Source organism: Rhodanobacter sp. OR92 (assembly GCF_000427545.1).
Taxonomy (GTDB): domain Bacteria; phylum Pseudomonadota; class Gammaproteobacteria; order Xanthomonadales; family Rhodanobacteraceae; genus Rhodanobacter; species Rhodanobacter denitrificans.
Genome location: NZ_ATYF01000013.1, coordinates 146,871 through 171,570 on the forward strand (window position 1 = coordinate 146,871; position 24,700 = coordinate 171,570).

The 24,700-nt window shown below is 66.5% G+C and carries 16 protein-coding genes; 12 read left to right on the forward strand and 4 right to left on the reverse strand.

The window, feature by feature from the left end; genetic code table 11:
* Positions 1-9 precede the first annotated feature (9 nt).
* Positions 10-2,646: a TonB-dependent receptor gene (locus tag RHOOR92_RS0108130; RefSeq protein ID WP_027490009.1), complete on the reverse strand. Its 2,637-nt coding sequence runs from the start codon at positions 2,644-2,646 to the stop codon at positions 10-12.
* A 279-nt stretch (positions 2,647-2,925) separates the two neighbouring features.
* Between RHOOR92_RS0108130 and RHOOR92_RS0108135 the strand changes: the two genes are divergently transcribed.
* The 4 genes from RHOOR92_RS0108135 (at position 2,926) to RHOOR92_RS0108150 (ending at position 5,701) form a co-directional block, all read left to right on the forward strand.
* Positions 2,926-3,246, forward strand: a complete 321-nt coding sequence (locus tag RHOOR92_RS0108135; protein WP_027485600.1) for a helix-turn-helix transcriptional regulator — start codon at positions 2,926-2,928, stop codon at positions 3,244-3,246.
* Positions 3,247-3,498: 252 nt separating this feature from the next.
* Positions 3,499-3,759 carry a helix-turn-helix transcriptional regulator gene (locus tag RHOOR92_RS0108140; RefSeq protein ID WP_081491652.1) on the forward strand — a complete coding sequence of 87 codons (261 nt, stop codon included), beginning with the start codon at positions 3,499-3,501 and terminating at the stop codon, positions 3,757-3,759.
* 232 nt (positions 3,760-3,991) lie between these two features.
* Positions 3,992-4,576, forward strand: coding sequence for a DUF4433 domain-containing protein (locus RHOOR92_RS0108145; RefSeq protein ID WP_007511739.1), 585 nt, complete (start codon positions 3,992-3,994; stop codon positions 4,574-4,576).
* 12 nt (positions 4,577-4,588) lie between these two features.
* A complete protein-coding gene (locus RHOOR92_RS0108150; protein ID WP_027490011.1) occupies positions 4,589-5,701 on the forward strand; it encodes a macro domain-containing protein in 1,113 nt (370 codons plus the stop codon).
* A gap of 180 nt (positions 5,702-5,881) precedes the next feature.
* On the opposite strand, the gene RHOOR92_RS0108155 is transcribed toward RHOOR92_RS0108150, so the two are convergent.
* The 3 genes from RHOOR92_RS0108155 to RHOOR92_RS0108165 form a co-directional block, all read right to left on the reverse strand.
* Entirely contained in the window at positions 5,882-6,634 is a 753-nt protein-coding gene (locus RHOOR92_RS0108155) for a hypothetical protein (RefSeq protein WP_007511742.1), read from the reverse strand.
* 100 nt (positions 6,635-6,734) lie between these two features.
* Positions 6,735-7,424: a hypothetical protein gene (locus RHOOR92_RS0108160; protein ID WP_027490012.1), complete on the reverse strand. Its 690-nt coding sequence runs from the start codon at positions 7,422-7,424 to the stop codon at positions 6,735-6,737.
* Positions 7,425-7,482: 58 nt separating this feature from the next.
* Positions 7,483-10,743 carry an LAGLIDADG family homing endonuclease gene (locus tag RHOOR92_RS0108165; RefSeq protein WP_027490013.1) on the reverse strand — a complete coding sequence of 1,087 codons (3,261 nt, stop codon included), beginning with the start codon at positions 10,741-10,743 and terminating at the stop codon, positions 7,483-7,485.
* 413 nt (positions 10,744-11,156) lie between these two features.
* On the opposite strand from RHOOR92_RS0108165, the gene RHOOR92_RS0108170 reads away from it, so the two are divergent.
* The 8 genes from RHOOR92_RS0108170 to RHOOR92_RS0108205 all read left to right on the forward strand — a co-directional run bounded on the left by RHOOR92_RS0108170 (position 11,157) and on the right by RHOOR92_RS0108205 (position 24,576).
* On the forward strand, positions 11,157-12,563 hold the full coding sequence (locus RHOOR92_RS0108170; RefSeq protein WP_027490014.1) for a Do family serine endopeptidase: 1,407 nt from the start codon (positions 11,157-11,159) through the stop codon (positions 12,561-12,563).
* A gap of 274 nt (positions 12,564-12,837) precedes the next feature.
* A complete protein-coding gene (locus RHOOR92_RS0108175) occupies positions 12,838-14,178 on the forward strand; it encodes a substrate-binding domain-containing protein (protein WP_027490015.1) in 1,341 nt (446 codons plus the stop codon).
* 12 nt (positions 14,179-14,190) lie between these two features.
* On the forward strand, positions 14,191-14,889 hold the full coding sequence (locus tag RHOOR92_RS0108180) for an HAD family hydrolase (RefSeq protein ID WP_015446658.1): 699 nt from the start codon (positions 14,191-14,193) through the stop codon (positions 14,887-14,889).
* Between the two features lie 100 nt (positions 14,890-14,989).
* Positions 14,990-16,396 carry a leucyl aminopeptidase family protein gene (locus tag RHOOR92_RS0108185; RefSeq protein WP_027490016.1) on the forward strand — a complete coding sequence of 469 codons (1,407 nt, stop codon included), beginning with the start codon at positions 14,990-14,992 and terminating at the stop codon, positions 16,394-16,396.
* A 40-nt stretch (positions 16,397-16,436) separates the two neighbouring features.
* Positions 16,437-18,179 carry a M1 family metallopeptidase gene (locus tag RHOOR92_RS0108190; protein ID WP_027490017.1) on the forward strand — a complete coding sequence of 581 codons (1,743 nt, stop codon included), beginning with the start codon at positions 16,437-16,439 and terminating at the stop codon, positions 18,177-18,179.
* 58 nt (positions 18,180-18,237) lie between these two features.
* On the forward strand, positions 18,238-19,557 hold the full coding sequence (locus tag RHOOR92_RS0108195) for an aspartyl/asparaginyl beta-hydroxylase domain-containing protein (RefSeq protein ID WP_027490018.1): 1,320 nt from the start codon (positions 18,238-18,240) through the stop codon (positions 19,555-19,557).
* Positions 19,558-19,759: 202 nt separating this feature from the next.
* The gene (locus RHOOR92_RS0108200) at positions 19,760-22,621 is read left to right on the forward strand and encodes a TonB-dependent receptor (RefSeq protein WP_081660224.1); all 2,862 of its coding nucleotides are present in this window, start codon (positions 19,760-19,762) and stop codon (positions 22,619-22,621) included.
* Between the two features lie 92 nt (positions 22,622-22,713).
* Positions 22,714-24,576, forward strand: a complete 1,863-nt coding sequence (locus RHOOR92_RS0108205; protein ID WP_027485592.1) for a sulfotransferase — start codon at positions 22,714-22,716, stop codon at positions 24,574-24,576.
* Positions 24,577-24,700 lie beyond the last annotated feature (124 nt).

Below are 24,700 nucleotides of genomic sequence, written 5' to 3' on the forward strand. Positions count from 1 at the left end.
TCCTCTCTCCTACCAGTGCTTGGACACGGAAAGGCTCACGAAGCGCCCCACTGCCGAATAGTTGGTCGAGTCGTAAGGTGTGTACTTGGGTGAAATCGGCGTGTACAAGGGTGGCAAGTGATTGAGCAGGTTCTGTGTCGACAACTCCAACCTCAGGTTTGACCATGCGTCATCCCGCGCGCCGGTGTCGTAGCGCAGCGTGGCGTCGAAAGTGGTAAACGAAGCGCTCTTTTTGTCGTCCGCGGTGTTGATCACCCCGCTCTTGTAGTTCCCAAACAACGAAGCGGTAAAGCCACCCTGCTGCCACACTGCCCCGATGCGGCTGCTGAGCCTGGCCGGATTGAACAATGTTCCGGCCAGATGGTAAGAGCTTTGTGCCGCCGTCAGCGCTTGCGTACTGTCCAGCCAACTGGCCGAGCCGCGGACTGTCAATCGCCCCGCACCCAAGTCGAACCGGTACATCCCTGACAGATCGATCCCCTTGATTCGCTGCCGCGATGCATTGGTAGACCTGTCATCGATGATCGCCACGACCTTGCTGGCGTCGTAAGGTGTGCCAACGTAGTTGTAGAAGTTGCCGGCGTTTGCAAGCGCTATCGCCTGCGCGGCTTCGGTTGGTTCGTAATCGACGAAATCCGCGTAGATCGGATTGCCTAGCACATCGGTGTTGGCGATGGGCAACACAACACGCTGGGTATAGTCGATCTCGAACCAGTTCAACTCCATTTCGAGCTGGGGCAATACCTCAGGGTGGAGCGCCAGCGAGGCACTCCATGTCCGTGCCCGCTCCGGGTGCAGGTCCGGATTGCCACCCGACAGTGCTAATACTGCGGCATCCGTAGGGTAATCAGTGCCCCCAAACGTCGCTGCCGTATAATAAAGAGCGTTCGTGACAAAGTAGCGCTGCGAGAGCGTTGGTGCCTTGAACGACTTGCCCCATGAAGCCTTCAACGAGAAATCGACACTGGGCGAATAGATCACGCCGAACTTGGGCGTGGTCACCCTCCCGTAATCGCCATCCTCGGTGCGGACCGCGCCTGTCAGCTCGAGCCGCTCGATCCCACCGATGCTTTGCTCTGGCCCGAGCAACGGAAGGTTCAACTCGACATAGGCAAAGCGGCTGCTCTCGTCGCCATCGGCACCGATCGTGTGACCGATCAAGTACAGATAATCGTTGTATCGATAGCCTGCACCCGTGGCTAACCTCGCCTCGCCACCGAGCAGCGTGAACAATGGCCCTTCCGCACCGATCTCATAAGTCAGGCTCTTGTTCCTGTACGCGACGGGGCTGTTGGCAATGATCGCCTCGTCTACCCTGCTCACCGTCTGTTGCGTAACCGAGTTCTTCTCTTGTCCCACGGCCCCGCTGAGCGTGAGCGTCCAGTCATCCGGCAGTCCTATTTCAAGACTGGGTGCCAGCAAAGTGGTCCTCGTCTTTACATCGTAGGGGTGGTAAACGCTGGGGTACGCCAGGGATGTGCGGCTGTCCCGGTCGTCCCCGAGTGCATCCAGATGTAGTTCGACGGCCTCTCCCAGCGACTGATGCAGGCTGAACAAGCCGCTGCGAAGATTGCTGTCCTGCCATAACGTCGAAGGCCGGTACATCGAGCGTGTGTAGTCACGCTGGTCGGAGTAGATCGGATCGTTGGAGGTTTTCTCCACCGCCGCGATCAAGCCGCCCGTAGCCCAGGTAGTGCCGGCAGTAGCCGTGTACTCACGCGTGGTCAACCCACCCTCGGTGGCGTCCCCATAGCGCGTGCCCAATGTCACGCCGTCGAAGTCTGGCTTGAGAATCACATTGGCCACGCCGCCCACCGCATCGGAGCCATAGACGGCAGAGGCGCCATCCGGGACGATCTCGATGCGCTCCACTGCCTCAACCGGAATCGCGCTGATATCTACGGACTGGGAAAACCCGCCATAGGACATGCGACGGCCATTGATTAGGGTCAGGGTCGCATCCGGTCCCAGCCCGCGTAGATTCATGCCCGAGCCTCCAGTGATGTTTTGATTGCTCGCTGGTCCACCTGAGACCGGTGCTACCCCTGGATTTTGCCCGCCCGAGAAGTTCTGAGGCACGCTGCGGATCACCTCGCCGAGGTCTGCGAAGCCTTCCTGTTGAATTTGCTCGCTACCGATCGTGATGACCGGCGATGGCGAACTACCGCCGCGAATGCGCGTTCCCGTGACCTGTACGCTTTCCAAGTTCGTGGCGGCAGGTGCCGGATGTGTTGCGCTTGATGTAGTTACCGTGGAACCTGCCGCCCTCGCCTGCCCGGCTGCACGCCGGATGGCCACAGTCCGGCTGTCGAGCACTTCGTATTCCAGGCCCGACTCCTCAAGCAGCTGGGTCAGCGCTTCGCGCCAGGTCATGTAGCCGAGGACCGCCCTCGCCTGCCGGCTCGCAACCAGTTCGGGTGGATAGTCCATCTGCAGGCCGCTTTGCATACCGAACGCATTGAGAGCCGCGGCAAGCTTGCCCGCAGGCAGATCGAAGGCGGTTTCTACCTGCGAAGCGGTCGTCGCGGTTCGGCCCGACCTAGTTGTGTCTATCGTGGTCTCCTGGGCCAGCGCCAGTCCGGTCAAGCCGGTGGCGAGGGCGAACAGAACGACGGAAATGGCGTTGCGTAGCGTGCGTGTATTCATGCTGCGTCCTCAGCTTTCCCCTGGTTGGCGCCTTGCTGGTCACTGCTTGATCACAGGCTCGGATCGCGCTTCTCAGCGCTTACATACCTGCCGCCAGCTAAGCCGCCATGTCTCTGTCTTCACCCCTCACTGGCTTCGGCTGAATTGCATTTGCGCCGAATCACCAGCAAAAAGCCCCGTAGCTACGATAAACGTAGCTTCGTTAACACTACGTTTTACGTAGTATCAATGTCAAGCGCCCACCGGGAAGCTGCTGCGTATCGAAACTGATATGCGCTTATGACCGAGAAGTGCCCGGCAACCATCTACGGCCGTCGCCTACGCGAGGCACGAAACAGCTATGGCTTCTCTCAGGCGGAGCTGGGGGTAGCGGCGAGACTTGATCAGTCAGTAGCGAGCAGCCGCGTCAGCCGCTACGAGACGGGCAAGCACGAAGTGAAACTTGGTCTGCAGAAATTGTTCGCCAAGGCTTTGGCACTGCCTTTGAAATACTTCTACATCGAGGATGACGAGGAAGCGCGACTGCTCGCGGAAGCTTCGCGCAGCGATAAGCCGGTCAAGCTGAAAGAGGCGATCGAGAGAAAGGTGAAGGGAAAGTAGATCCCCAGATGGGAACGGACCCTCGCCATCCTCCTGGCTCTCGACCCCTGCATAAACGACGTGCTTGAGAAGTGCGGCCGCCGTGCGATCGGCTGCCGTCATGCCTACTTGTTCACACGCACACTTGGACTTCTCGGCACGCCAAACACTTACTACGTTTAACGTAGTATCGCATATGCGCGCGTATCTGGAAGCTTCCACACATGGAAGTTCAAGACGCACGCGACCGTGGTTGAGAAGGGACCACTCCCTGTGTACAGCCGTAGGCTGCGCGAAGCACGCGAAGCCTACGGCATTTCACAGCGCGCCCTAGGTATCGAAGCTGGATTGGACGAATTCGTCGCCAGCACGCGGGTCAACCGCTATGAAACGGGTGTGCACCAGCCCGACTTGCAGACCCTGCAGCGCCTCGCAGCAATCCTCAAGCTACCAGTAGCCTACTTTTATGCCGAAGACGACGAACTTGCGCAGTTGATTGCCAATTTCAAAGGACGAAGCAAGAGTAAGCGCTGATCGGAAGCTGCCAAGTAGATGCGCAGTCGCTCTCCATAGATAGTCCGTAGGCCCGGCAGGGCGTAACTGGTGACTTGCCTGCCTGGTTACGGTGGGGGATCCCCATGCCGTCGAAGTCACCGCCTCCCGCTACTCAAAGCGGGGGACGTCGCCGGCTCGGCTTCCTTTCCGAATTGACCTCATACTCAGCCGCTAGGGCACAATGAGGCACTGTCCTGGAGCGACCTGCAGCGTGGACTCACGCATCACCGAACTGCACTGCATCATGCCGATGGGCAATATCCTGTCGGTTCTGGCCCATGGCATTCTCTCGTACGAATCGACAGCCAGACTGCCGCACGCCTCTGTCGCCATGGCGGAGGTCCAGGAGCGCCGCGACCGGAAACAGGTTCCCGGCGGCCTACGGTTGCATCAGTACGCCAACCTGTATTTCCATGCCCGCAACCCCATGCTGTACGCACGCCTCGCGCAAGCGTCCGCGCTTTGCGTCCTACGGGTATCGTGCGACGTACTGGCCCTCCCCGGAGTGGTGCTGACCGACCAGAACGCGGCCGGCGATTACGTCCGATTCCTCGCCCCCGGCCAAATCTCAGAAATCGATATGGATCTGGTCTATGCTGAGGACTGGCGGGATCCGGACCGGATCACCTACTTCCGCCGGAAAGCGGCCAAGTGCGCCGAGGTACTGGTTCCCCACCAGGTTCCATCCGGCTTCCTGGTCGGAGCGCACGTCGTGGACGCTGCTGCACGAGACAAGCTGTCCGCGCTCGGGTTCACGCTGCCGGTCAGCGTCAATCCGGCTTTATTCTTCCGTTGACGGATTGCAGTCATGTTCAAGGCACTCATCGGCGACCTCTTTACCAGCCAAGCGCGAGTCTTGGTGAATACGGTCAACTGCGTGGGCGTCATGGGAAAAGGTATCGCGCAGGAGTTCAGGAAGCGCTACCCGGCGATGTTCAAGGACTATGCATCCCGCTGCAAAGATGGCCGGGTGCGTATCGGCGAGCCGTACCTGTACCGCGACACGGCTGGTGCCTGGGTCCTCAACTTCCCAACCAAGCGACATTGGCGCTCGCCCTCGCGCATCGCCGATATAGAAGCAGGCCTGGATTACCTCGCTGCACACCTCGACAAATGGGACATCCGCAGCATCGCCCTGCCGCCGCTCGGATGCGGCAATGGCGGCCTGAGCTGGGAAGAGGTCGGCCCACTGATCTATCGCAAACTCGCCCACCTGCCTGTCGACGTGGAAGTCTACGCGCCCTACGGCACGCCGCGTTCGCAACTGGAGAACGATTTCCTGGCGAGTCCGTCGCAAATGACGTTGGACGGCAAAGGTCGGAGACACGAGAGGGCGAATCCATCGTGGACCGTGCTGATGGAGGTCTTGCTACGTTTGCAACGGCAGCCGTACGCCAATCCGGTGGGGCGGACGATCTTCCAGAAGATTTGCTACGTCGTCACCGAGATGGGCGTACCTACCGGATTCCAATTCGGCAAGGGCAGTTATGGCCCCTTTTCCGATGATGTGAATCCCGCCTTGGCCGATCTTGCCAACCGCAACTGGCTGCACGAACAGCCGCTCGGCCGGATGATCTCACTGCGGGCAACGCCCCAGTACGAGAATGAGCGTGCAAAGCTTGAGGTCGCCTATCGTCCCTACGAACGGAAAATCGCCAAGACAGTAGACCTTTTCAGCCGCATCAAGAGTACCGAGCAGGCTGAAGAGGTGATCACCGTCCTCTATGCCAGCCGGCAACTCAAGGCAGCGTACCCGAACCAGAAGGTCAGCGAGCAGCAACTCTACAGTTATATCCTCGAATGGAAGAAGGCTTGGGACTCGGGCGAGAAGCGACTCGCCGTCGCCCATGCGATTCGCAGCCTGGTACTCCTTGGCTGGATGGGCTTGGATCTGAGCGATGACTTGCCAGAAGCCGCTTGACTGCCGAAACCAGCGGGCGCGGGTTGACTCTGAAGCGCATCACCTAATCGTGCGAGGAAGCTCAGGTGCGTTAGCCTGAGCGGTCTCGCCGACAAGCGAAAACTTACTGCGAGGAATTGCGCAGAATAAAAAAGGTGGCATGACTGCCACCCCTTGCTCAATTCACTCGTATGCGCACATTCACCCGCACTTGCTATACCCACAATTCAAGCAAGTCTGGCAGTTGTCCATCAGCACCAGTGCCCTGGTGTTGCACTTGTCGCACATCATCGAGCCGGGCGGAAACGTGAGCGTCTCGGACGCAGCGGCATCGGCGCTCGGGGCAGCCGGCGTACCGCTCACTTCAGAGTTTTTTTTTGAGTCCAGCGCCTCGTAGGCCGCGCGCTTCTCGGCAATCAGCTTGCGCGTGGCCTCGTCCATTTCCGGATCGTGGATCAGCCCGATGTTCTTCATGTGCTGTTCGATCACGCCGCCGATCTCGGCGACGATGCTGGGCATGTAGACACCGCCGGCCTTGAAGTAGCCGCCGCGGGGGTCGAACACGGCCTTCAGCTCTTCCACGATGAAGGTGACGTCGCCGCCCTTGCGGAACACGGCGGACAGGATGCGGGTAAGCGCCACGATCCACTGGAAGTGGTCCATGTTCTTCGAGTTGATGAAGATCTCGAACGGGCGGCGCAGCTCGTGCTTGGTACCGGCGTTGAGCACGATGTCGTTGATGGTGACGTACAACGCGTGCTCGAACAGCGGCGACTTGATCTTGAAGGTGGAGCCGACCAGGGTTTCCGGGCGCTCGACGCTTTCGTGCATCTGGATCACTTCGGCCGTGGGCGCCTCTTTCGGCGCGGCGGCGGTGACCGGGGTGGCGGCAACCTTGTCTTCGGGTTTGACCACGTTGTAGCCGGTGATCTTCTTGTCGATCTTGATCGCCATGGTGTTCGCTTCTTCTATTTATCGGTGTTGGTGCCGGAGTGGACGCGGCGTGCGGCGAAAGATCCGGCCCGGCGCGACGGCCGGGCCGGATGGGTGTTGCCTACTTCCGTTTTGCGGCGGCCTTCCTGGCGGCAGGCTTGCGCGCCGCCGACCGGGTGCCCGCCTTCTTGCTGGCAGTGGACCTCTTGGCCGTCTTGGCGACGGCCTTCTTGCTGGCGGACTTCTTCGCTGCCGCCTTTTTCGGTGCGGCCTTCTTGCCGGCCGTCTTTTTGCTGCTGACCTTCTTTGCGACCTTGGCGGCTTTCTTCTTCACCACCTTGGCGACTTTCTTCGCGACCTTCTTCACCGCCTTCTTCGCGGCGCCGGCCTTCTTAGCGGCCTTGGCGGCCACCTTCTTGACGGCCTTCTTCGCGGCGGTCTTCTTCACCGCCACTTTCTTCGCAACTTTCCGGGCCACTTTCTTCGCCGCCTTCTTCACGGCTTTCTTGGCGGCGGCCTTCTTCGGGGCGGCCTTTTTCGCCGCAGCCTTCTTGGGCGCTGCCTTCTTCTTTGCCGCGGCTTTCTTCGGCGCGGCCTTCTTGGCGGCAGCCTTCTTCGGCGCCGCCTTCTTGGCCGCGGCCTTCTTCGGGGCGGCCTTCTTCTTCGCTGCCGGCTTCTTCTTTGCCGGCGCGGGTGCGGCAACCGGCGCGGCCGGCGGCACTTCCGGCAGAACCGGCAGGACTACGGCAGGTGCCTCGGCGGCGACCGGCGTGGTGGTGGCGTTCATTTCAACTTCGTTATCGATGGACATGCTGGTGTTCCCCTCCGGTGGATCGCTTGAGTTGCCGCACGCGGGCGCGTGCGACGGTTCAGAACTTGCCGTAGTAGCCTTCCTTCAAGGCATCGAAGAGGTTCGCGGCGGAGTGCATTTCGCCATCGTATTCCACCTGCTCATTGCCTTTCAGTTCGACAACACTACCGTCCTCCAGCTCGAAGCGGTAGAGGGTGCTTTCAAGGTCCGCTTCCTTGACCAGCACGCCCTGGAACGCGGCGGGGTTGAAGCGGAACGTGGTGCATCCCTTCAGGCCCTGCTTGTAGGCGTAGAAGTAGATGTCCTTGAAGTCCTCGTAGGGGTAGTCGGTGGGCACGTTGGCGGTCTTGGAGATCGACGAGTCGATCCACTTCTGCGAGGCGGCCTGGATGTCCACGTGCTGTTTCGGGCTGATGTCGTCGGCGGAGACGAAGTAGTCCGGCAGCTTGTTGGCCGCCTCGTCGGTGGACACCTTGGCGTCGGCGTTGATCAGGGCGCGGTAGGCCAGCAGCTCGTAGCTGAGCACCTCGATCTTTTCCTTGGACTTCTTGCCCTCGCGGATCACGTTGCGCGAATAGCTGTGGGCGAAGCTGGGCTCGATGCCGTTGCTGGCGTTGTTGGCCAGGCTGAGCGAGATGGTGCCGGTGGGCGCGATCGAGCTGTGGTGGGTGAAGCGCGCGCCGGTCTCGGCCAGCTGCTCGACCAGGTTCGGCGCCACCGTGGCGATGCGCTGCATGTAGCGGCTGTACTTGGCGTGCAGCACGCGGCCGGGGATGGCGTCGCCGATCTTGTAGCCGTCGGCCGCCATTTCCGGGCGCTTGCGCAGCATGTCGCCGGTGACGGTGTAGTCGCGCAGCAGGATCGGCGCGGCGCCCTTTTCCTTCGCCAGCTCCAGCGCCACTTCCCAGCCGGCCACCGCCATCTCGCGCGAGACGTCCTCGGTGAAACTCACCGCGTCGGCCGAACCGTAGCGCATCTTCAGCATGGTCACGGTGGAACCCAGGCCGAGGAAGCCCATGCCGTGGCGGCGCTTGCCCATGATCTCGTTGCGCTGCTGCTCCAGCGGCAGGCCGTTGATCTCGACCACGTTGTCGAGCATGCGGGTGAACACCTTGACCACTTCGCGGTATTCGTCCCAGTCGAAGCGCGCCTTCGGGCCGAACGGGTCGCGCACGAAGGTGGTCAGGTTGATCGAGCCGAGCAGGCACGAGCCGTACGGCGGCAGGGGCTGTTCGCCGCAGTTGTGCGCGTGCAGGCCGTTGCCGTCGAAGGTGTTGATGCCCGGCACCTGCACGTCGTAGACGTCCTCGACGCCATCGGCCTGCAGCGACTCGACGGTGGCGACGAATCGTGCGCGGTTGAGGGTGCGCTTGTAACCGGACAGGGCCGCCTTGAGGCGGGTCGCCTTGTCGCTGTCGGCGAAGCCGATCAGCTCGGCGAAACGCTGCAGCGACTCGCCGGCGATGACCAGCTCGTGCTGGGCCTGGGTGGCGTAGGCCCGCGTGCCGCCGTGGCCGTCCGGCAGCCGGCTTGCGCCGGCGGCGCGGCGATCGCGGTAGATGCGCGACGGCATGCCCAGGCGCAGCAGCATGCGCTGCACCGCTTCCAGCCGCGGCAGGTCCGACTGCGCCAGGCGCACGGACACGCCCTTGGCCTGGCTGCCCTGCACCGAACCGTCGGCGTCGAAGAAGCCGCGCAGGAAACCGCGGTAGGCCTCGCTCGATGCCTGTTCCAGCGCCGGGGTGATCGCCTTGTCGCCGACGCCCATGCCGAACTCGAAGGCGAGGTCGCGCAACGCGGCTGACTTCATGCGGAATTCGCCGCGACCGGCCACTTCCGACCAGCCGGCGAAATCGGTACGGTGCGGCAGCGTCTGCGCGCAGCGCAGGGCTTCGGCCATCAGCGCACGGGCGCCGCCATTCACCGAGCCGTTCACGACGGCGGCCTGCGGCCACACCGACAACACCGCGGCCTCGTGCTTGAGCGTGCCATCACCGACCAGCAGACCGAGCAGGTAGCCCTGCTCCGCGCTCAGCGCGCCGGGCCACTGCGCGTTGGCGCGGTGGTCGTTGAGCAGCACGCGGTCGCCCGGCTGCAACGCGCCGGCGGCGCACCACTCGGTGTCCACGCTCCAGCGGGTCAGGCGCGAGACGCGGCGCACGCGATGGTCTTCGGTCAGGCGCAGGCGGTGGCCCTCTTCGGTCTGCAAGGCCAGCACCGGCTTGGTCGCGGTACGGAAGAAACCTTCGGCACCGGTGGCGTGATCCTGGCCGTCCACCCGCGCCATGAAACCGTGGCCGAGCAGGTCGCCGACCTGGCGCGGGCCTTCGGCGGTCTGCACCCAGGTGTCGGCGGTGACGCACGGGTTGGTGGCGCGGATATGCTCGCACCACCAGTTGTTGTTCATCTCGTTGACCTTGTCGATCAGGATGAAACCGGGCTCGGCGTAGTCGTACGTCGAGACCATGATCATGTCCCACAGGTGCCGCGCGCGGATGTGGCCGTAGATCTTGCAGGCGACCAGGCCGTCCTCGCGGTCGACGTAGTTCTCGTGGGTGGGCCATTCGCGCCAGACCACCTGGGTCGGGTCGGTGAGGTCGAGCTCGTCCTGTTCCTTCACGTGCACCGGGAACACCAGCGGCCAGTCCTGGTCGTGCTCGACCGCCTGCATGAAGCCGTCGGTGATCAGCAGGCTCAAGTTGAACTGGCGCAGCCGACCGTCCTCGCGCTTGGCGCGGATGAATTCCTTGGCGTCCGGATGGCTGATGTCGAAGGTGCCCATCTGCGCGCCGCGGCGACCGCCGGCGCTGGAGACGGTGAAACACATCTTGTCGTAGATGTCCATGAACGACAACGGGCCCGAGGTGTACGCGCCGGCGCCGGACACGTACGCGCCGCGCGGGCGCAGCGTGGAGAACTCGTAGCCGATGCCGCAGCCGGCCTTCAGCGTGAGACCCGCCTCGTGCACCTTCTCCAGGATGTCGTCCATCGAGTCGCGGATGGTGCCGGAGACGGTGCAGTTGATGGTGGAGGTGGCCGGCTTGTGCGCCAGCGCGCCGGCGTTGGAGGTGATCCGGCCGGCCGGGATCGCACCGCGGCGCAGCGCCCACAGGAAACGCTCGTACCAGTGGCCGCGCAGCTCGTCGCTGGCTTCCACCTCGGACAACGCGCGCGCCACGCGCTGGTAGGTCTCGTCGATGGTGGCGTCGACCGGCTCGCCGGACTTCGCCTTCAGACGATACTTCTTGTCCCAGATGTCGTACGACGCCGGCTGCAGCGGGATTTCCACGGCGGCATCACGGTTGGTAACTGGGTTCATGGTTGAACCTGGGTTCGCGCTGGGGGCTGAACTTGTGGCTGGCGCACGCATTGTGCTCATCGGCTTCCTGACCTCTCGCGGCGGCCCTGCGGCCGGCGTTGTTTTTTTATTCGATACGGCAATGTCTTCCACGCCGTGTTGGCGGCACCTGAAGGGCCAGCGAGGATTGCCCTCCGGCCCATGCGCCAGCTGATTCCCGACGGCAACAACTCCCCCTCAAGAGCGCGACGGTCGACACCAGTGCTTGTCTCGGCGCTGGCTCGTGAACACAAGATGTTGTGGTTGATATCGGGTAAGCAAGTTAACCCTGACGTCGATGCTTGTAAAGTCCCACGGCAGCATTCGCCCGGACGGAACCGTGACGCCGCGCCCCGGTCGAAGCAGCGCCGCTTTCACCGCCTCAGGAGGACTCCATGTCGCAGCCGCCTTCCCGTCGTGTGCCCTGGCTGACCGGCCTGCTGGCCGTGGCCGTCGCCATGCTCGGCAGCGTGCCGGGCGCCGGTCGCGCGGCCACCCTGCCGGCCGCGGTCGGCGGCCAGCCGATGCCGTCGCTGGCGCCGATGCTGACGCGGGTGACGCCGGCGGTGGTGAACATCTCCACCACCACGCGGGTGCAGGTGCGCGACGCGTATTTCGACGACCCGATGGTGCGCCAGTTCTTCGGCCTGCCGGCGACGCCGCGCGAGCGGGTCGAGCAGAGCCTGGGCTCGGGCGTGATCGTGGACGCGGCGAAAGGCTACGTGCTGACCAACAACCACGTGGTCGGCGGCGCCGACGACATCAGCGTGACGCTGCAGGACGGGCGCACGTTCAGGGGCAAGCTGCTCGGCACCGATCCGGCCACCGACGTGGCGGTGGTGCAGATCCCGGCGCAGAACCTGAAGGCGCTGCCGCTGGCCGACTCCTCCGCGCTGCAGGTGGGCGACTACGTGGTGGCGGTGGGCGACCCGTTCGGGCTGGGCCAGACGGTCACCGCCGGCATCGTCTCGGCGCTGGGCCGCTCGGGGCTGGGCAGCTCCAATTCGGGAAGCTCCGGTTACCAGAACTTCATCCAGACCGACGCCTCGATCAACCCCGGCAACTCCGGCGGCGCGCTGGTCAACCTGCGCGGCGAGCTGGTCGGCATCAACACCATGATCTTCTCGCCGTCCGGCGGCAACGTGGGCATCGGCTTCGCGATTCCCAGCAACCTCACCAGCGAGGTGATGGCGCAGCTGCTGGCGCACGGCAAGGTGCAGCGCGGCAGCCTGGGCGTACAGACCCAGGCGATCACCCCCCGCATCGCCCGCTTGCTGAGCCTGAAAGACAGCAACGGCGTGGTGGTCACCGGCGTGGCCGACGGCTCGGCCGCTGCGCACGCCGGCCTGCAGCCCGGCGACGTGCTGACCTCGCTGAACGGCAAGCCGCTGCACAGCGTGCAGGAACTGAACAATGCCGAGGGCCTGTTGCCGCTGGGCAGCACGCTGCGTCTGGGCGTGCTGCGCGAGGGCAAGCTGCGCGAGGTCAGCGCCACGCTCACCGCGGAGAAACTGGCCAGCGTCGACGGCGGCCAGCTCGACCCGCGCCTGGCCGGCGTCCGCTTCAGCGAACTCAGCCAGAGCCAACGCAACCAGGGCTGGTACGGCGCGGCAGTCGACGCGGTGCAGCCGGGCAGCCGCGCGGCACGCGCCGGGCTGGACGCCGGCGACGTGGTGATCGGCGTGGGCGGCCAGCGCATCACCAGCCTGCACATGCTGCGCGGCTTGGCCGGAGTGAACCCGCGCCAGCTGGTGCTGGTGGTCGCCGACGACGACGGCACGCGCTACGTGGTGGTCAACTAGACACGCCCCGGATCTTGTTCGGGCCTTTCCCGGCAGGATGTTTTCAACACCCTGCCGGGAAAGGCTTCAGGCGAAAGCGTGGCCGGGATCGCCTCCGGGCCGTGTCCGGGCGCACAGCTTGGGCGCCTGCCTCCGCGCAAACCCATGAAAGCGCTTGATGTCCAGCATTCAGGCCGATGAAATACCCTCGTCGCTTCATCCTGCGTGCGCCTGCGAGGCGCCATACTTGCGCCTTCCCATCCACACCCAAATCATGCCGGGGCTCCCCACCACCATGTCTGTCCGTCTTGCCCGCCTGTTGTCCGTTGCCCTGATCGGGGCCTGCCTCGCCACTCCCACGTTCGCCAAGAGCAAGCCCAAGGCGCACCACGCCAGTGCTCCCGCCAAGAGCAGCCTGGTCTGGCGCGGCGACGTCGCCACCGCGAACGGCGTGGTCAATGAAGTGGCGAAGGCGTGGGAGAAGAGCGGCCACGGGCGGATCGAGCTGCAGCCGTTCAACACCGCCTCGGGCATCGACGCAGTGGCCTCGGGCACCGCCGACCTGGCCGGCAGCGCGCGCGGCAGCGACAACAGCGCGCAGAACGCCAACCTCACCTTCACCCCGGTAGCCTGGGACGCGCTGGTGATCGTCACGCAGTCGTCCAACCCGGTGCGCAACCTCAGCCTGAAGCAGGTGCACGACATCTACTACGGCCGCATCCACAACTGGAGCGAGGTCGGCGGCAACAACGCGCCGATCGACGTGTACGCGGTGGCCAGCCCCGGCGACGGCGTGGAATACAGCCTGCGCAGCCTGCTGTTCGGCCGCGGCAACCAGCCGGTGGCGGCGCCGCGGTTGTACGTCAACACGCGCAAGCTGGAAGAAGGCATCGCGCTGAACCCGAACGGCCTGGGCGTGAGCACCCTGGCCAGCATCAGCGGCAACCCGAAGCTCAAGGCGATCCCGATCAACGGCAGGCCGGCCACCGCCGCCAACATCGCCGACGGCAGCTACCCGCTGTTCACTCCGCTGTACCTGGTGACCAACCCGCGCAGCCCGAAGGCCGCCCAGGCGCAGGCCTTCGTCGACTTCATGCAGACCGCGCCGGCCGAGGCCGCGCTGCGCAAGCACGCGGTGCTGCCCTACCAGGACGGCGCGGCGCTGGTGGCGCTGGACACTTCACGGCGCAGCCGGATCCTGGCCGAAGTGGGTGCGCGCCCGGTCCGCGGCACGCCGGTGTCGGCGCCGGGCGCCACCTACGCGGCACGCGCCGCGATCGCGCCGACCTCGCCCGATACGGTGGCGGCCCGGCAGGCGGTCGAGCGCCGCCGCGCCGACGAGAAGGACAACGCCCGCCTGAGCCGGATCCAGGGCAGCGTAAGCGACGTCACCGTCTCCAGCGTGACCCACGCCAACGGCAGCGCCACCACGCGCGAGCAGGCCGCGGGCAAGAACTTCGGCGAGGTCGATGCGAACGCCAGCCAGACCATGACCACCTACAAGGTGGCCAAGGGCGACACGCTGTCGACGATCGCCAAGCGGCACTCGGTCGAGGTGGCCCAGCTGCGCGAGTGGAACCACCTGAAGAACGACCAGCTCAAGCTCGGCCAGGTGCTGCGCATCCGCAATCGCTAAGCCCGCGCGGACGTGCCGATCCTCGCGCTGACGCTCGACCTCGACGACACCTTGTGGCCGGTGCTGCCGGCGCTGGAACGCGCCGACCAGGCGGTGGACGCATGGCTGCGGCGGCACCACCCCGAGGTCGCCCGCGCCTGGCCGATCGCGGCCATGCGCGCGCTGCGCATGCAGGTCGCCGCCGAGCGGCTGGACCTGGCGCACGACTTCACCCGCCAGCGCCAGCTCACCCTGCAGCAGGCGTTCGCCGCCTGCGGCGTGGACGAGGCGCCGGTCGAGGCGCTGTGGGAAATCTACTTCGCCGCGCGCAACCGGGTGGAACTGTACCCGGACAGCCTGCCCGCGCTGCAACGGATCACCGCGCGCTGGCCGCTGGCCAGCCTGACCAACGGCAACGCCGACCTGCAGCGCATCGGCATCCACGCGCACTTCGCCCATCACGTCTGCGCACGCGACAGCGGCGTGGCCAAGCCCGACCCGCGGATCTTCCTGGCCGCCGCCGAACGGCTGGGCGTGGCGCCCGGGGAGATCCTGCACGTCGGCGACGATCCGGCGATGGACATGGCCGGCGCCCGCGACGCCGGCCTGCGCACCGCCTGGATCAACCGCGCGGGCCTGCCCTGGCCGGCCGCACTGGGTCAGCCGCCCGAGCTGGACCTGCGCGACATGACCGCGCTCGCCGACTGGCTCGACGCGCACGGCGCCCGCTGACCAAAGGACCATAGGCAAGCTGCGCGCGATGCGCGCATCATTGGCGGCTGATCGCCCATGACGCGGCGCACCGTGCCGCCGCAAGCCCGAAGGATCCCGCATGTCCGCCCTGATCGAACGCCAGTCCGGCAACCGCCACAGCATCGCCATCGAGACCACCGACGCCGCGCACTACGCGGCGAGCCGTCGCCGGCTCACCGCGGCGCAGCGGCGCTGGCTGGCCGACAGCGGTTTCGCGGCCGCGCCAGGCACGTTCGCGCTGCTGTCCGACGCCGCCGGCAAGCTGGTGCGCGTGCTGGCCGGCGTCGACCCGCGCGAGCCGCTGGCGGCGCTGGCCGCGCTGCCATGCAGCCTGCCCGAGGCGAGCTACCACCTCGCCGACGAAGGCGTGCTGGCCGACCCGGTCCAGGCCGCGCTGGGCTGGGCACTGGGCGCCTACCAGTTCACCCGCTACCGCCAGCCGAAGCGCGCGCCGGCCCGGCTCGCCGTGCGGACCGCCGAGTTGCAGCAGCTGGCGCCGCTGGTCGAAGCCACCGCGCTGGTGCGCGACCTGGTCAACACGCCGACCGAGCACATGGGCCCGGAGCAGCTCGGCGATGCGATCCGCCGGCTCGGCAAGACGCACCAGGCGAAGGTGCGCGACTGGGTCGGCGACGAACTGCTCAAGGCGAACTTCCCGACCATCCACGCGGTCGGCCGCGCCAGTCATCGCGCGCCGCGGCTGGTCGAGCTGAGCTGGGGCCGCAAGGCCGACCCGAGACTGGTGATCGTCGGCAAGGGCGTCTGCTTCGACACCGGCGGGCTCGACCTGAAACCGTCCGACGGCATGCGCTGGATGAAGAAGGACATGGGCGGCGCCGCGCACGCGATCGCGCTGGCCGGGCTGGTGATGCAGGCGCAGCTGCCGGTGCGCCTGACCCTGCTGATCCCCGCGGTGGAAAACGCGGTGGCCGGCAATGCGCTGCGGCCGGGCGAGGTGGTGGTCACCCGCGCCGGCCACTCGGTCGAGATCGACAATACCGACGCCGAAGGCCGCCTGGTGCTGTGCGACGCGCTGGCCTACGGCGCCGAGCAGCAGCCGGACCTGATGCTCGACTTCGCCACCCTCACCGGCGCCGCGCGCGTGGCGCTGGGCCCGGACCTGCCCGCGCTGTTCGCCAACGACGAGGCCGCGGCCGCCGGCGTGCTGGCCGCCGGCCGCGCGGTCGGCGATCCGCTGTGGCAGCTGCCGCTGTGGCGGCCGTACCGCAAGATGCTCGATTCCTACCTGGCCGACTTCGCCAACGCCGGCCCGTCGCGCCACGCCGGCGCGATCACCGCGGCGCTGTACCTGGAACGCTTCGTGCCGGACGGCACGCCGTGGCTGCACCTGGACACCTACGCCTGGAACGACGCCGACCGTCCCGGCCGCCCGCGCGGCGGCGAGGCGATGGGCCTGCGCGCGACGTTCGCGTTCCTGCAGCAGCGCTACGGCAACATGACCTCCGGCGTTGTCGTGCCGGAGTGAAAGACTGCATCCTGCGGGTTCCCCCGACCGGAAACCCGCCATGCCTTTGCGCCAGCACCTGCTCGCCGCCTGCACGGCACTCGGCCTTGCCGCCTGCAGCGGCGTTCCCGTCGCCCGGACCGCGGCACCGGCCCAGCCGGCGCTGACCGCGCAGACGCTGAACTCCGGCGGCACAATGCCGGCCGAACAGGCGCGCGTGCACTTCGATCATGCCGAGCTGCACTTCACGGTCGAGCCGGCCGTGCAGCGCATCGACGCCGTCGCCACCCTGGGCTTCACCGCGACATCCACCACCGACACGCTGCTGCTGGATCTGGATCGCAACCTGGCCATCGGCGGCATCGACCTCGACGGCCGCCCGCTCGCGGCCGGCACATGGAGCAACCCCGACGGCCGCCTGCGCATCCGCCTGCCGGCGATGCTCGCCGCCGGCGGCAAGGTCAGCGTGACGATCCGCTACGGCGGCCAACCGCACGTGGCGAAGAAGGCGCCGTGGGACGGCGGCTTCGTGTGGAGCCACAGTGCCGACGGCCAGCCGTGGGTGGCCAGCGCGGTCGAGGGCGAGGGCTGCGACCTGTTCTGGCCGTGCATCGACCAGCCGCAGGGCGAACCCGACCTGGTCGACACCTTCATCACCGTGCCGAAGACGCTGGCCGCGCCCGGCAACGGTGTGCTGGTCGGCATCACCGAGGCGGGCGACCGGCACACGTACCACTGGCGCGCCAGGCACCCCGACACCTACGCGATCGCGATCAACGTCGGGCCCTTCAAGTTGCTCAAGGGCGATTACGCCAGCCGCTACGGCAACACCATCCCGCTGCAGCTGTGGTACCTGCCCGAACACGCGGCCGGCGCGCAGCGGCTGTTCGGCGAGTTCCCGCGCATGCTGGATTTCTTCGAGCAGCAGATCGGCCCGTATCCGTTCGGCGACGAGAAGATGGGTGTGGTGGAAACCCCGCACCTGGGCATGGAGCACCAGACCCTCAACGCCTACGGCAACCAGTACCGCCTGAACGGATACGGCTACGACAGCCTGCTGCAGCACGAATTCGCCCACGAGTGGTTCGGCAACCAGCTGACCAACGCCGACTGGGACGACATGTGGCTGCACGAGAGCTTCGGCACCTACACGCAGCCGCTGTACAGCCAGTACCTCAACGGCGACATGGACTATTTCAGCTGGCTGCACGAGCTGCGCCTGAAGTTGCGCAACCGCCACCCGATCGTCTCCGGCAGCAGCCGCACCGAGGAACAGGTCTACGACGAGAAGGCCGGCCCGGGCCAGGACATCTACAACAAGGGCGCGCTGATGCTGCACACGCTGCGCCAGCTGATCGGCGACCAGGCCTTCTTCGACAGCATCCGCCGGCTGGTCTACGGCCGCCCCGACCCGAAACCCGGCAACTTCAGCCCGCGCTACGCCAGCACCGGCGACTACGTCGCGATCGTCGACCAGGTCAGCGGGCGCAAGCTCGACTGGCTCTTCGACGTCTACCTGCGCGACGCCGCGCTGCCGCGCCTGGAGCAGCAGCGCGTGGGCGACACGCTGAAGCTGCGCTGGGTCACCGAACACGGCAAGCCGTTCCCGATGCCGGTCGAGGTGCAGGTGGGCGACAGCGTGCACACCCTGCCGATGCGCGACGGCAGCGGCCAGCTGCAGGTGCCGGCCGGCAGCCTGCCGATCGTCGACCCGCGCTCGAAGGTGCTGCGCGAGCTGCCGCACGTCGCGGCCTACCAGCAATGGCTGAAGCAGCAGCGGGCGGCGCCGCGCGCGGGGAAATAACCGGCCGCGGGGCCGCGCGTCCTTATAATCGGCGCACGTCCCGCCATGGATCCTGCCGATGCAGTCGCCCCTTGCCGTTTCCACCGCGTGCCGTGAGCAGGCGCTGGCCGCCTGGCAGCGCGGCGATGCGGCGACCGCCGAGCAGGCCTTCCGACGGCTGCTGGAAGTCCTGCCGGACGACGCCGAAGCGCTGCAGTTCGTGGCCACCTGCGAACTTGGCCGGGGCGATTCGCAGCGCGCGATCGCCCTGCTGACCGCGGCGCACCGAGCGCAGCCGCAGGACGCGGCCGTGCTGCACCGCCTCGGCGAGGTGCAGATGCTGGCCGGCGCAGACGAAGCCGCCGTCGACAGCCTGCGCCAGGGCCTGCAGCTCGCGCCCGGCATGTTCGTGGCGCGCCTGCGCCTGGGCGTCGCGCTAGAACGGCTGGGGCACCGGCACGACGCGATGCTGGCCTACCTCGGCGCGATCGATGCGGCGCAGGCGCAAGGGCGCTGGCTCAGCGACGCCACCACCGCGCCCGGCCTGCGCGAAGCGGTGAAGCAGGCCGCACGCTTCGTGGCCGCCGGCCGGCGCGAACTGTTCGACGCGATCATCGAGCCGCTGCGCCAGCGCTACGGCCGCTCGGAACTGACCCGCGTCGACCAGTGCCTGGCGATCTACCTGCACGAGCGCGAAGCGGACCTGCCGGACCCGCGCCAACGCCCCACCTTCCTGTATTTCCCGGGCATTCCCAGCCGCACGTTCTATCCGCGCGAGCGGTTTCCGGAGCATGCGCGGCTGGAGGCGGCCACCGAGACGATCGGCGAGGAGCTGCGCGGCGTGCTCGCCCAGGACGAGCTGGTGCCGTTCCTGGGTACCAACACCAGCAACGAACTGCTCGGCTCGTCCGGCCCGCAGGGGGCGGCCTGGGATGCGTTCTTCTTCTACCGGCACGGCCTGCGCCACGACCTGCACTGCGCCCGCTGCCCGCAGACCAGCGCGATGCTGGACTCGCTGCCACTGGTGCGGGTGCGCGAGCACGCGCCGGAAACGCTGTACTCGGTACTGCGCCCGGGCACGCACATCCTGCCGCACCGCGGCGTCACCAACACGCGCCTGGTCACCCACCTGCCGCTGATCGTGCCGCCGGACTGTGCCCTGCGCGTGGGCGGCGAAACCCACGTGTGGCAGCACGGCCGCTGCGTCACCTTCGACGACACCTTCGAGCACGAAGCGTGGAACCGCAGCACGCAGACCCGCGTGGTGCTGATCGTGGACAGTTGGAACCCCGACCTCAGCGAGGCCGAACGGGCGGCGGTGGCCGATCTGGTCGCCGCCATCGGCGACTTCAACCGCGAAAGCGGGACGGCGCCTGCCGCGCCACCCCGACAGCCCTGAGCGCGGGCGGGTCGACCGCCGGCCGCGCCGACGACGGTGGTGCGCGGCGCCAATACTGGGAGTAGTCTCTTGCCGGCTGGGCACCGCGGACGGTTGTCGTGACGTGGCCCAGTGTGTACCCCGGGGAGGGGACGCGACAGGCTCGAAGGCTGGGAACGCATCACATAACAACATTCAACGGGGAGACCAAATGAAATACGGCATGAATCACTTGTCACTGGCGGTGCGACTGGCCTTGACCGCGGGCGTTTTCGCGGCGGCGGGCGCCGTCCAGGCGCAGGCACCGCAGACGGACAACCCGACCTCGACGGACCAGGCCACGCCGCCGTCCAAGAGCAAGGCCAAGAATCTGGAAGCGGTGGTGGTGACCGGCTCGCTGATCCGCCGCGTGGATGTGGAGACGGCCAGCCCGGTGGTGACGCTGGACCGCGCGACCATCAGCAACTCCGGCAAGCCCGTGCTGGGTGACGTGCTGCAGCAGATGCCGAGCATTTCGGGCAACGCGACCAACCCGCAGAACAACAGCAACGGCGGCGGCGTCGCCAGTCCGCTGCTGGAAGCCGGCGATGGCGCCTCGCGCGTCTCGCTGCGCGGCCTGGGCATCAGCCGCACGCTGGTACTGGTCAACGGCCAGCGCATGTCCAACCCGGACATCAACCTGATCCCGCCGGACATGATCGAGAAGGTCGACGTGCTGGCCGAAGGCGCCTCCACGGTGTACGGCTCCGACGCCATCGGCGGCGTGGTCAACTTCATCCTGCGCAAGGATTTCAAGGGCGCCCAGTTCAGCCTGAACGACGGCATCTCCAGCCACGGCGACGCCCAGCGCCGCGGGTTCAACCTCACCGGCGGCATGACCGGCGAGCATTACAGCATTGCCGCCGGCCTCGACTACAACAAGTACGACGCGACGCTCGGCGCCAGGCGCAAGTTCTCCAAGCAGCAGCTGTACCTGTCCAGCGGCTCGGTCATCCCGGCCGGTTCCAGCTCGATCCCGACCGGCCGCATCCAGGTGCCCGCCTCGATCGCCAGCCAATACGGCTGCACGCTCAATTCCAGCGGCTACGCGCAGGTGACCCTGGCCACGGGCAACGGTTCGTCGCTGGGCGACTACCGCTGCCGGCTCGGCTCGGACACCTTCAACTACGCCGCGCTCAACTACATCCAGACCGCGCAGAAGCGCACCAATGGCTTCGTGCTCGGCAGCTACGACTTCACCGACAATCTGACCGGTTTCGTCAATGCGTTCTACAACCACACGGTATCCAGCGGCCAGGACGCGCCCTCGCCGGTCGGCACCGGCGACGGCCTGATCATCTCCTCCAGCAACCCGATCAATCCGTTCGGCATCACCTTCAGCCAGAACCCCGTTCCGGGCGACCCGAACAGCGGCTACAACTTCCAGACCCGCCTCACCGGGGCCGGCACCCGCGTGCACAGCTACACCACCGACACCTCGCAGATCAACGCGGGGCTGCGCGGCAATTTCGGCCAGGAAAGCAGCTGGAACTGGGACGCGTCGATCAACTACAGCCACACCAAGCGTGACCAGCGCGACTCCAACGAGGTGGACATCCCCTCGCTGCAGGCGGCCGTCGACGCCGGCGCCAACATCTTCGACCAGGCGAATGCCGGCAACGTGTTGAGTGCCGGCGTGAAGACGCCGATCTACATCTACACCCAGTCCACCAAGCAGGCCCAGTTCGACGCCAACGGCGAGCTGTGGGATCTGCCTGCCGGCGCGGTGCAGCTGTCCGCCGGCGCCCTGTACCGCGAGCAGTTCATGAACTACACGGTGAGCGACTTCGCCGTGCTCGATCCGACCACCACCACCTGCCAGATCCTGCAGGAAGCCTGCGGCTCGCCCGGCCGTGGCAGCTTCAACGTCAAGGAGGTTTACGCCGAGACGCTGATCCCGCTGCTTTCCGACCAGCCATGGGCCCACTCGCTGAACCTCGACCTCGGCGTGCGCTCGTCCAACTACAGCACCACCGGCACCACCACCAACGGCAAGATCGCGATCGAGTGGCGCCCTGTTGCCGACCTGCTGGTACGCGGCACCATCTCCCAGGTGTTCCGTGCGCCGAACCTCAACGAGCTCTACGACGGCCGCACCCTGGTCCAGCCGAACCTGAACGACCCCTGCGTCGGACGCACCGCGGCCGACCTGGCGGCGCATCCGGCCGCCTGCCAGTTCGTGCCGGTGAACTGGGCCGGCAACTCGCCCGCGCAGGTCAACACGTTCTATTCGGGCGCCTCCACCGTCGGCGCGACGCTGAAGCCCGAGAAGGGCAAGTCGATCAACCTCGGCCTGGTCTACGACCCCGACTGGCTGCCCGGCGTGTCCACCAGCCTCGACTTCTGGCACATCTACCTGCGGGACACGCTCACGGCGATCCAGGCCGACACGGTGGTCAGCTCCTGCTACAACAACAACGCGAGCCCGTACTGCTCGTTCATCCATCGCGAGGACAACACCAGCCGCCAGCCCGGCCAGGTGTTCCTGATCAACACGCCGGTGGTCAACCTGGGCACCCTCAGCACCACCGGCATCGACTACACGCTGCGCTACAAGATCCCGCACTTCGACCTGGGCAGCGTGGATCCGGGCAACTTCCGCGCCGGCCTCAGCACCAGCTACACCTCGACCTACAAGGTCAACGCCACGCCGGGCGAGCCGAACACCAAGACGGTCAACTACGCCGGCACCTTGAGCCCGCAATTCGGCAACATCTCGCGCTGGCGCGGCACGGTCACGCTCAATTGGGACAAGGGCAACTGGAACGCCCAGTGGCAGTCGCGCTACATCAACAAGCTGACCGCCCTCAATGCCGACGCCGCCATCGCCGGGGTGAACATCCCGATGGCTTCGGTGATCTACCACTCGATCCAGCTGGGCTACGCGGTGCCATCGATCCACACCCGCTTCGACGTCGGCGTGGACAATCTCAGCAACAAGCTGCCGCCGCTGGTCTACCAGAACGGTGCGAACTACAACGTGGATACCGCCACGTACGATGTGCTCGGCCGCTACTACTGGGCGCGGGCGACGATCAAGTTCTGATCGCCTGAGCAAACCGGCAGCAAACGGGAGGGCCGCGAACATTCGCGGCCCTCTTGCATAATGGGTTACGCAAGACCATCGACGGAGAAGGCATGCCCACCGCGAGCACGGATCTGGCCGGCGCCATGGCTGGCGCCTGGAACGCCGGCGAACCGGAGCGGGTGATTGCCCTGGCCGCACAGGCCACGCCGGCGCAGGCGAGCGACGAAAGCGTGCTGCTGCTGCTCGGCCTGGCGCAACAGGCAACCGCGCGCCTGGCGCAGGCCGTGGCCACCTTCCGGCGGCTGGCGCAGCGGCGACCGGACGTCTCGGCCTACTGGAACAACCTGGCCGTGGTCAGCCGCCAGGCGGGCGATCTCGCCGGCGCCGAACAGGCCCTGCTGACCGCGCTGACGCTGGCGCCGGACGACGCCGAGCTGCACTACAACCTCGGCCTGCTCCATACGCAGCAACGGCGTTGGCTGCCGGCCAGGCAGGCGCTGCTGGATGCGGCGCAGCTGGACCCGCATTTCATCGAAGCCCGGCTGCAGGCGGCGTACGCCTGCTATGTCTGCGGCGACAACACCCGCCAGGAAGCCATGCTGAGCGGCGCCGGCGACTGGCCGGCGCAACCGGCCGAGCAAGCCCTGGTGCTGTCCGCCATGCTGTCGGTCCAGGGCAACCTGGACGCGGCGCTGCGCACGCTGGCGCATGCGCAACTGCCCGACGGAGCGGCGGCCGGGAGCATGCGCTTGCGCATCGCTGCGCAACGCGTCCTGCTGTACGAAAGAAACAACCGGATCGACGCAGCGCAAGACGAACTGCGGCAGTTGCCGTTGGCCGCGCTCGACGCCCTGCTGCCGGATGAACAGCAAGCCCGCGCCGATGGCTGGCGCGCACACGCCGCACTGGCCATGCGCAGCGGCGCGCATGCCGAGGCCGACGCGCTGTACCAGCGCGTGCTCGCCTGCGCCATCGACGACGAGAGCCGGGCCAGTGCCGCCTTCGGCCTGGCTTCCGCCCGCGATCGGCAAGGCCGCTACCCCGAGGCGTGGCAGGCCCTGCAGCAGGCGCACGCGATCCAGCTCGACACCGCCCGGAACGTGGTGCCGGAACTGCTGGCCACCGACAGCCGACCGTTGCAGGTGGCAGGCGGCAACGTCGCGCGCGGCACCTGTGCCGACTGGAAACCGCTGTCCTCGCCCGGCAGCCGACAGAGTCCGGTCTTCGTGGTCGGCTTCCCCCGTTCCGGCACCACCTTGCTGGAACAGATGCTCGACGCCCATCCGGATTTCCGGTCGATGGACGAGCGCGCCTACGTCCACGACCTGATCGAAGGCATGGAGCTGGTTGGCCAGCGGTATCCCGAGGATCTGGCGAGCCTGACGCAGCAGGACGCCGATCAGCTGCGCAGCGTCTACCGGCGCATGGTCGGCGAGGTGCTGCCCGACCTCGGCGGACGCCGCCTGGTGGACAAGAATCCGCTCAACATGCTGTGCCTGCCGATGATCATGCGGCTGTTTCCGCACGCGCGGATCATCCTGTGTCTGCGCCACCCGTGCGACGTGCTGCTCAGCTGCAGCATGCAGCCGTTCCGCTCGCCGGCTTTCATGGTGCTGTGCTCGTCGCTGCAGCGCCTGGCGCAGGGCTACGCCGGCGCCTTCGAGCAGTGGTACCGTGACGTCGAGGCTTGTGCGCCGCAGGTGCTGGAGTGGCGCTACGAATCGGTGGTCGACCAGTTCGACGCGCAGGTCGCCCGCCTGGGGCAATTCCTCGACATCGCCGACACGTCGCCGATGACGCGTTTTGCCGAACACGCCCGGCGCAAGCGTTTCATCAGCACGCCCAGCTACGCGCAGGTCACCGAGGGCGTCCATCGCAAGGCGGTCGGGCGCTGGCAGCACTATCGCGAACAGTTCGAGCCGGTGCTGCCGGTGCTGCAGCCGTGGCTCGACCGCCTCGGCTACGAGGCGTAGGAGCCCGCTGGCGGGCGATGCTTTGGAGCCGGGAGCCGGGGTTTGAAAAGCAAAGGCAAAAGCATCGCCCGCCAGCGGGCTCCTACCCGCAGAACGAAGAAGGCAGCGCCATGCGCTGCCTTCT